Genomic DNA, 8,363 nt, shown 5'->3' with positions numbered 1-8,363 from the left:
ATATCGGCATCCGAGAATTGGTAGTGCTTTTCTCAGAATGCCAGGAGCAGTCGGTTTCTTTCGCTGACTGCTCTTTTTTATCAGCTCACTACTCCGCTTAGTCTAAACTCCAGTTCTAAGCGTCAATTTGCAGCTAGGACTGCCGCCGTCCAGTTTTTTGAAGCGGTTCGAGTCCACTGCAAGTCCTTTTCTCCACCGTAGCAATAGAGAAACAAGAATTTCTGTCTGACATAAACCAGCGTTGCCGTACCCGCGATCGTGTCGCTGATTCGCTGCCCATTTTCTCCAGTAGCATTCACTTTGGCAAGAAGCGAAAACGCCATTGTCCGTGCTGATTCTTCGTGCGGCTCCAGTGGAATAATATTTGAGATTTGCAGCGCAGAATTGACGTTGAACTGGTTCTCTGTCGCTTGATTAATTCTGTTTGTTGAAGTTGGAAGTCCGCGTCGAACCTGCTCGAATATCTTGTTATTTTCCTGACGCAGAAGGGTCTTTACCTGAGCAAAATTTGCTTGTGACAGTTTGGCATTTTCGATTCGTCGTGAAACTTGAACGTTAAGAGTCCGCTCTAAATTGGGAATTTCATCCTTAAGCGCCCGCTGAACTTCTGTCTGTGGGATAAAGGTTAGGAAGCGCTTGTTGTTCGGTGGCACCAGATTGTCCAAAAATCGGTTTAACACCTTCATAGCTGGTGTCACGGGTGCATAGCCGTTGGGCGTTGGAATTGCGAGGCGCGTTCCACCTACACTAATCTGGTTGGGCGCTGCGACCACTGTAACTGCAGCCGTCAGAGAAATGAGCGCAAGGGCGAAGGACTGAAACCAACGGCGTCTGATTCGGTTGTCCATGGGCTGCGGTGATTGATTTACAAGAGCGCCAACAATCTATCAAAACCGCAGTTCGATCGTCCTCCCCAACCCTCCTGTGGCGTCTAGGGGTTTTTAGCCCCGAAGCGATCGGGTGTCGCAGATGCCTAAACTACGTAAAATTTATCGAACTGCCGTAGTATAGTGGCAATCGTTGCTGAAGAATGCATATTTGGAGCTTGATGATATGGCACATGCCTGCTGCGGACCGGGTTACGCATCTCCCGAAGCGGCAATGAATGCAGAGCGGGAGAAACTGCTGTACACGATCGCTCTGTATACGGGAACTGGCATTGAAGAACCAGATTACTTAGCAGTTGTCGATGTCGATCCGACCTCACCGACGTACTCGCAGGTTATTCATCGACTGTCCATGCCCTACCTTGGTGATGAACTGCACCATTTCGGCTGGAACGCCTGTAGCTCCTGCCACGATGATGCTAGTAAATCTCGTCGCTTCTTAGTCGTTCCTGGCATTCGCTCCAGTCGGATCTACATTATTGATACCGCCGATGCAGCGCCTAAGATTCACAAGATAATTGAGCCAGAAGACATCAAAGCTAAAACAAACTTGAGCGCCCCACATACGGTGCACTGTCTTGCCAACAGTCAGGTAATGATCTCGATGTTGGGCGACGGGGAGGGCAACGCACCCGGAGGATTTCTGCTGCTGGATGAAAACTTCGACATCCTGGGACGATGGGAGCAGCAGGCGGACGCCATGCAGTTCAACTATGACTTCTGGTATCAGCCGCGCCACAACGTTATGGTTAGCAGCGAATGGGGCGCACCCAAAACCTTTTACCCTGGCTTTGATCTCAATGATGTGGGTGCTGGCAATTACGGTCGCCATTTACACTTCTGGGACTGGCAAAACCGCACGATTCAGCAAAGCGTGGATCTGGGCGAGGACGGCATGATTCCTTTAGAAGTGCGGTTTCACCACAATCCTGACAGCACCCACGGATATGTCGGTGCCGCTCTCAGCAGCAACATCTGGCACTGGAGCAAAACCAACGGGCACTGGGACGTGGCAAAAGTTGTGGATGTGCCTGCGATCGATTTAGAAGGCTTCCCGGTGCCGCTACCGTCTTTGATTACAGATTTGCTGCTGTCGCTTGACGATCGCTTCCTTTATTTCTCTAACTGGCTGCACGGCGACATTCGCCAATACGACGTGAGCGATCCGGCAAATCCTAAACTTGTTGGACAGGTTTGGTGCGGCGGCTTGTTGGGCAAGAGCGGCGACGTGAACGGACACACCCTAACTGGAGGTCCGCAAATGCTGCAGCTGAGCTTGGACGGTAAGCGGCTCTACGTCACCAGTTCCCTGTTTAGCACTTGGGACAACCAGTTCTACCCAGACATGAGTAAAACAGGCTCCTACATGCTGCAGATCGACTGCAACACAGAGACGGGCGGTCTAGCGATCAACCCCAATTTCTTTGTGGATTTTGGCAGTGAGCCGCAAGGTCCAGCGCGTGCCCACGAGATGCGCTATCCCGGCGGCGACTGTACCTCTGATATTTGGGTCTAGCTGTAGTTAGGAGATTCGCTGTGGAACCTGTAAAAAAAGTGAGCGATGCGCTTGGTTTCGCTGGACAACCAACGCCAGAGGATCTGAAACAAGCTGCCGCACAAGGATTTAAGTCGGTGCTGAATTTGCGATCGCCCAGTGAAGCCAATACCCTATCCGACGAGCAGCAGCACGCCGAAGCTGCCGGACTCCGCTATGCCACCGTTCCCCTGTCACCGTCCAGTCCTGACGATGCTTTGGTTCATCAGGCATTAGAAGAATTGGAGAACTTACCTCAGTCCGTCCTGCTCCACTGTGGTGCAGGGGCGCGGGCAGGCGGACTGGCGCTGATTGCAACCGCGATGCAGGAGAATTTAACGAAGGATCAACTGATCGATCGTGCTCAACAGCTTGGCATTTCTCTCGATCAACCGCATCTCAAGCAGTTTTTGGCGACGCACTATGGCAACGACGCATCGGGTTGAGTTGGTGAATCGGCAGGGGATAACGATCGAGGTTGCCGCCGACCAATTTATCCTAGATGCAGTGGAAGCCACTGGCTTGCGGCTGCCCGTTGGCTGTCGCTACGGTGCCTGCATCACTTGCGCGGCACGGTTGCTTGAAGGTGAGGTGGAACAAGCGAACGCCGTGGCGTTAAAGCCTGATCAGGCTGCACTGGGCTACGTGCTGCTGTGCATTGCTCAAGCGCGATCGAACTGCCGCTTTGAAGTTGGGGTTGAGAGTCAGGATGCGCTGTACGTGAATCCGTTTAAGCAAGGTTAGTGGTCAGTCGCTCGGTCTGAGTCAGTCGTTGATTGCCTCTGGACCGACCACGGATTTGCTCTAATTAGCAGGCGATCGCCAGTGCGGGCTTTTCGGCAACGCCCCCATTTAGGCGGCGTCCCACAGCGGTCGCGATCGGCTGAAGGCTATACACTAAGCCCGCCATATCCTCTAGAGAAAGGGCTTGGCGGGCATCAGAGACAGACTTTTCAGGTTCGGGGTGGCATTCGATAATTAGCCCATCGGCTCCACAGGCGATCGCCGCTCTAGCGAGGTCTGCGACCAGTTCTCGCTTACCTGCGGCGTGGCTTGGATCAACGATGACTGGGAGGTGGGTCAACTGGCGCAGAGCAACGACGGCTCCCAAGTCCAGCACGTTGCGGGTGTAGGAATCGAAGCTGCGAATGCCGCGTTCGCACAGGACCACCTGAGAATTGCCGTGGCTAAGAATGTACTCGGCTGCCATGATGAACTCTTCGATCGTGGCGGAAAGCCCCCGTTTCAGCAGCACAGGCTTATTCACCTGTCCCAAGGCTTTGAGCAGTTCAAAATTCTGCATGTTACGGCTGCCAATTTGCAGCATGTCAGCATAGGCGGCAACGGGTTCGATCTGAGCGATCGACATCACCTCTGTCACAACGGGTAGTCCAGACTGTCGCCGCACCTCTGCAAGAATTTGCAGTCCCTCAATCCCCATTCCCTGGAAGGCGTAGGGGGACGTGCGGGGCTTGTAGACGCCGCCTCGCAAAGCGTGGACCGGAGTGGTTGAAAGGTGGTGAGCGACCTGCTCCATTTGGTCGAGACTTTCGACGGTGCAGGGTCCGCCAATGACCACGATCTCTGAACCGCCGATCGAGACGGCGTCGCTCAATCGAATCTGGGTGTGCTGGGCGCTGTGAGTTTTGCTGGCTAATTTTGCGTCAATCATGAAACTGGCTCCTGAATGGATAAACAACAAAAAGCCCGGAACTGCTGGGTTCCGGGCTAAAGACATCTGCACACGATGAACTCACCCGGAACGGTTCCTGGTCCAAAAAAAATAGCCGTAAAACCAACTGATTAAGTTCATTGTGTGAATCACTGAGTTCTAAGCCTTGAAAACAAAGAAGCCGCAGACTTGACTCTGCGGCTCACCTGGAGAATGTCGGCACGAAGCACATTCACTCCAAGTGAACCTCTCCAAACCAAAAATAAAAGTAGGACGTGCAGCGGTGCATACGAGTGGGCATTCGGAATTCAACGTATTCAAACGGTATCAGTTGGAGAGATAAGCCGTCAAGCACCCTGTAGGGTGATGCGTAGGTTAGTCCGGAGAAAAGATCAGTCTATTGGTAGAGGCTCGGCTATATTAAATCAGATAGTGTCGGATGACCACCGTAAATTCAGTCGCCTTAAGATTAAGAAAGACTGAAGCCAGCAGGAAGTCTCCGCAATATTCGGTAGAACAGTCTAAACAATTTGTTCTCTCCGCTCACCAGTTTGGGGAGTTGTGGCGGGCAATGGTGAAGGTACAACGCTAAAAGTTCTGTATCTGTAAGAACATTTTTCAAGACGGTTCGCTCAAATTTAAGCGGAAAACATGAACGAACTTAGCCATTTCAAGGTTGTGCCAGATAAAAATGTGTCAATTAAGCATTTTTACGGAGCAGATGTTCGTGCCAGTCTTTTGGTAGAACCACTGAGCCAGCGGAATCCAAGCCAGATAGCACTGATGAAAACGGCAGATCGATCGTTCGCCCTCATAGGTTTATTACATCGATTTACACTGTTGGTAGCTCTTGCAGCTTCATCCATTGTTGCCCAACCCGCCTTTGCAAGTTCTGTTTTGTCTACACCGTTGCTGTTGGATCAAGCAGCCCTGTCTGAGTCGGGCTTCCCTCAGGCATCTCAGCAGAGCGGCACTACAAGTTTTTGGTCAGCTCACCCCAGTAGTGACGACTACAACCCACCCGATGTTGGGGGTCCAGGAAGTACGAAAGGTACAGGGACTCGCTAGCTTCTGTAGTCTCTCTGCTTGTGTAGGGTTAACTAAGCGATCGAGCGTTTGTCTCTAGATCGTCAGATCTACATCACGAATCGTCTTCTTAGAAGATGAACTACGTGGTGCATATGGCGCGGGAACTCGACGAGTCCATCTTCCCCAGCCAGATAATCGAAAAATTTTGCGAAACCTGATCGGAAAGAGCTGGGTGTCGGGCAATGGCGCGATCGCCGAACACCCAGCCTCCTACTACACCAGTCCAACCAGCTTTTCGCTCAACTCCCACATTCGCGTTGCTCTATCATCGTCGCGGGCTTGTGGGGAAACCTGTCTCACAAACGACTTTCCGTCTTTCTTCTGGCGATTGCCCCAGCTCCAATAGGCACCTGACTGGCTGTACTCCGGAGCTGCCACCACTTCAGCAACTCGTTGACCTGCCAGCTCCTGCGATACATAGCCCCCGGTAACATTCTTCTGGAACCACGGGAAAATTTTCTGAAACAGCGGGTAGTGGTTGCGAAACAGCGGCGTATCTGCCACACAGCCTGGGTACAGCGAGCTAAACGTAATTCCGGTTGCTTCGTGATAGCGCCGATGCAGTTCTCGCATGGTCAGCACATTGCACACCTTGCTGTCCTTATACGCTTTTACAGGCTCAAACTGCTTGCCATCAATCATCGCAATCGGTGCTTTAAATCCCGCTTCAAACCCCTCAAGATTGCCTAAATCCGGGCGCGGCGGAATTTTGCCGCCTAGCTCATCCGGATTGTGCGTCACCGTGCCTAAAATCACCAGCCTCGGTTCCGCTGCGCCTGAGTGCTTCAAATCCTCCAGCATCAGGTTGCTCAGCAGAAAATGCCCCAGATGGTTCGTCGCAACGCTCAACTCGTAGCCTTCGGGACTCCACAGCGGTTCCTTTAGCAGCGGCATATAAATTGCTGCATTGCACACCAACGCATCGATCGGTCTGCCCGTTTCTCGAAAGTCTTTGACAAACTGACGCACGCTTTCCAACGAAGCTAAGTCGATGTGCAAAAGAGTGTAGCTGTCCTGCGGCATCTCCAACGATCGAGCCGCGCTTTCCGCCTTCGCCAAATCTCGACACGCCATCACCACATGCCATCCCATTTTGGAAAGCGCGTTTGCAGCATGCAAACCGACGCCGGAGGAGGCACCCGTAATCACGACGGTTGACTTACGATGTTCTTCCATTTCAAACTCTATTGACCCAGGTTGCTATTTCTAGAATCCCACACCGCTGAGTCATTACTTAACGGCAGTTAGCAATTCGCGACTAGCTGTTAGTTTTCTTTACGTTGTTAAACACGTTGTTGAGCCGCACTGCGTGATGCTGATCGAAACCCATCGCTTGATTTTGAGGGAATTTGAGCCAGCAGACGATCGTTGGCTGGCTCAAATCCTGGCAAACCCGCTGGTGATGAAATCCTCGTTGACAGGTCCGCTGTCTAGCGCAGACACACAAGCAAAAATCCAGAGCTTCATGGCATCTTATGCTCAACACGGGTTTGGCAAGTGGGCGGTGTTCCTTAAACCGCGCAACGAATTGATCGGCTACTGTGGGATCGCTGTGGAGACGATCGATAATAGAGAAGAGTGGGAACTGGGCTATCGACTCGATCCAAAATTCTGGAGCAGGGGACTGGCATCGGAAGCCGCGATCGCCGCCTTGCACCATGGCTTTACGGAACTCAACCTTCCCTACATTCTGGGCATTGTAGAACGCGCTAACCTCGCCTCCGTTCGAGTGCTGGAAAAGACGGGAATGCAGTACGAGCGGGAAACAACGTTTCACGGCGTCCAGATGGACGTGTATCGAGCCACGAACCCCTCCGTCTAACCTCGACTATCACAGAAGGCTTCATGATCGGCTATCTCAAAGGCATCGTTGCCAGCGTTCAGAAAAACGGCAATCGCGTCATCGTAACGCTGGATGTCAATCAAGTCGGCTACGATTTGCAAGTCGTGCCGCGTCTGCTTCAAGAGCTACCCGCTGAAGGCGAAGCCGCTCAGATATTTACGCATCTGTACCTACGTGAAGACCAAATGGTGCTGTTTGGCTTTGGGTCGTCAGCAGAGCGGGATTTGTTTCGGCAACTAGTCAGCGTCAGCGGCATTGGTCCCCAACTGGCACTGTCGCTGCTGGACACGCTGGGGCTGCAAGATCTAGTGCAGGCGATCGTCATTGGAAATACTCGCGTACTGGCTCGGACGCCCGGAGTTGGCGCAAAAACTGCCGAGCGGATTGCCCTAGAACTGCGGACAAAACTGGAGGAGTGGCGACAGGCAGCAGGTGTCGTTACGGCTCCCGCTGCGGGACCCGCGCCGAAAGTGCAGGAAGATGTCGAAATGACGCTCTTAGCGCTGGGTTACAGCAGCAGCGAAATTGCTCAAGCGCTTCAGGCAGTGGGGCAAACGACGAGTTTATCGAAGAGCGGCGATGCAGAAAGCTGGATTCGCGACGCGATCGCGTGGCTAAGCCGCTAGGTAACGTCGCTGATGCTTACTTGTACAGAGGAGAGAAGCGGTCCAACGATCGATTCAACGGTTCTGGTTGTCAATAAAACCTTCCCGCATTGAAAATCGCAAGTGCGGTTGTTCTAAAAATTCTTGTTTTGTGAATCAGATCCTAGAAAAGACCTTTTTTCTAGCAATCTCGTATGATGACTCATAGATAGACCTGAATTAACTAGGTGAGCGGCTTGCGATTGAGTAAACGCACGGTCATCGACTTCAGGGTAATTGCAGAAGCTCTGAGGGAATGCAGCATGGTGAGCAGTCAAGAATTTAAGCTGGACGAGCCGTTTTATTCACTTCAGAACCAGTTGCGCGATCGCTGGCACACGATCGAACTATTTGACAATAGTGATGCCGATATTGTGGTTATTCCGTCGCTCAGCCTGGACCAGCGCGAGTTGCTCAAGATCGAAGGCGTACACCACTACGAAGAGCGGCTGCTGTTCTCGTTGATTCGCCTCCGCAACCCGCGCACGCGCTTGGTTTACATCACCTCGCAGCCGCTTCACCCCAGCGTCATTGACTACTACCTGCAACTGCTGCCCGGAATTCCCTTTTCTCACGCTCGCGAGCGCCTGCTGCTGCTCTCCACCTATGATTCATCGCTAACGTCCCTTAGCCAAAAAGTTATCGATCGTCCCCGCCTGATGGAGCGAATTCGGCAAGCAATTAATCCCGATCG

Annotated in this window: 9 protein-coding genes and 1 pseudogene; 7 read left to right on the top strand and 3 right to left on the bottom strand. The window is 52.4% G+C overall.

Translation table 11 applies throughout. The features are described 5' to 3' along the window. Window positions 1-122: 122 nt before the first annotated feature. A complete protein-coding gene (locus tag H6F43_RS05015; protein WP_190341270.1) occupies window positions 123-848 on the bottom strand; it encodes a hypothetical protein in 726 nt (241 codons plus the stop codon). Window positions 849-1,053: 205 nt separating this feature from the next. Between H6F43_RS05015 and H6F43_RS05010 the strand changes: the two genes are divergently transcribed. Genes H6F43_RS05010 through H6F43_RS05000 form a run of 3 tightly spaced genes read left to right on the top strand, consistent with a single transcriptional unit; the run spans window position 1,054 to window position 3,165 of the window. Continuing rightward, window positions 1,054-2,403 carry a selenium-binding family protein gene (locus H6F43_RS05010; RefSeq protein WP_190341268.1) on the top strand — a complete coding sequence of 450 codons (1,350 nt, stop codon included), beginning with the start codon at window positions 1,054-1,056 and terminating at the stop codon, window positions 2,401-2,403. A gap of 20 nt (window positions 2,404-2,423) precedes the next feature. Beyond that, complete coding sequence (locus tag H6F43_RS05005) at window positions 2,424-2,867, top strand: sulfur transferase domain-containing protein (protein WP_190341266.1); 444 nt, start codon at window positions 2,424-2,426, stop codon at window positions 2,865-2,867. After that, complete coding sequence (locus tag H6F43_RS05000; protein WP_190341264.1) at window positions 2,845-3,165, top strand: 2Fe-2S iron-sulfur cluster-binding protein; 321 nt, start codon at window positions 2,845-2,847, stop codon at window positions 3,163-3,165. The genes H6F43_RS05005 and H6F43_RS05000 overlap by 23 nt, the downstream gene beginning before the upstream one ends. Before the next feature lie 64 nt (window positions 3,166-3,229). Here H6F43_RS05000 and aroF read toward each other — a convergent pair whose 3' ends face one another. Then, window positions 3,230-4,093 carry a 3-deoxy-7-phosphoheptulonate synthase gene (gene aroF / locus H6F43_RS04995; RefSeq protein WP_190341262.1) on the bottom strand — a complete coding sequence of 288 codons (864 nt, stop codon included), beginning with the start codon at window positions 4,091-4,093 and terminating at the stop codon, window positions 3,230-3,232. An 897-nt stretch (window positions 4,094-4,990) separates the two neighbouring features. On the opposite strand from aroF, the gene H6F43_RS04990 reads away from it, so the two are divergent. Beyond that, entirely contained in the window at window positions 4,991-5,161 is a 171-nt protein-coding gene (locus tag H6F43_RS04990; RefSeq protein WP_190341260.1) for a hypothetical protein, read from the top strand. Between the two features lie 234 nt (window positions 5,162-5,395). Here the strand turns inward: H6F43_RS04990 and H6F43_RS04985 are convergent, their stop codons facing one another. Further along, window positions 5,396-6,358, bottom strand: coding sequence for a protochlorophyllide reductase (locus H6F43_RS04985; protein WP_190341258.1), 963 nt, complete (start codon window positions 6,356-6,358; stop codon window positions 5,396-5,398). Window positions 6,359-6,494: 136 nt separating this feature from the next. On the opposite strand from H6F43_RS04985, the gene H6F43_RS04980 reads away from it, so the two are divergent. The 3 genes and pseudogenes from H6F43_RS04980 to H6F43_RS04970 form a co-directional block, all read left to right on the top strand. After that, entirely contained in the window at window positions 6,495-7,004 is a 510-nt protein-coding gene (locus tag H6F43_RS04980; protein ID WP_190341256.1) for a GNAT family N-acetyltransferase, read from the top strand. 23 nt (window positions 7,005-7,027) lie between these two features. Further along, complete coding sequence (ruvA, locus tag H6F43_RS04975) at window positions 7,028-7,651, top strand: Holliday junction branch migration protein RuvA (protein WP_190341254.1); 624 nt, start codon at window positions 7,028-7,030, stop codon at window positions 7,649-7,651. A 281-nt stretch (window positions 7,652-7,932) separates the two neighbouring features. Continuing rightward, a pseudogene (locus tag H6F43_RS04970) lies at window positions 7,933-8,363 on the top strand (carboxylate-amine ligase); the annotation flags it as partial.

Origin of the sequence: Leptolyngbya sp. FACHB-36 (genome assembly GCF_014695955.1) — a bacterium.
In the GTDB taxonomy this organism is placed as follows: domain Bacteria; phylum Cyanobacteriota; class Cyanobacteriia; order Leptolyngbyales; family Leptolyngbyaceae; genus FACHB-36.
The sequence above is the reverse complement of the archived record's forward strand: the minus strand, read 5'-3'. Positions and strand labels throughout refer to the sequence as shown.

Coding starts and splice junctions, on each gene's coding strand:
- H6F43_RS05010 (WP_190341268.1), top strand. CDS start 1,054: ATGGCACATGCCTGCTGCGGACCGGGTTACGCATCTCCCGAAGCGGCA.
- H6F43_RS04980 (WP_190341256.1), top strand. CDS start 6,495: ATGCTGATCGAAACCCATCGCTTGATTTTGAGGGAATTTGAGCCAGCA.
- H6F43_RS05015 (WP_190341270.1), bottom strand. CDS start 848: ATGGACAACCGAATCAGACGCCGTTGGTTTCAGTCCTTCGCCCTTGCG.
- H6F43_RS04985 (WP_190341258.1), bottom strand. CDS start 6,358: ATGGAAGAACATCGTAAGTCAACCGTCGTGATTACGGGTGCCTCCTCC.
- ruvA (WP_190341254.1), top strand. CDS start 7,028: ATGATCGGCTATCTCAAAGGCATCGTTGCCAGCGTTCAGAAAAACGGC.
- aroF (WP_190341262.1), bottom strand. CDS start 4,093: ATGATTGACGCAAAATTAGCCAGCAAAACTCACAGCGCCCAGCACACC.
- H6F43_RS05000 (WP_190341264.1), top strand. CDS start 2,845: ATGGCAACGACGCATCGGGTTGAGTTGGTGAATCGGCAGGGGATAACG.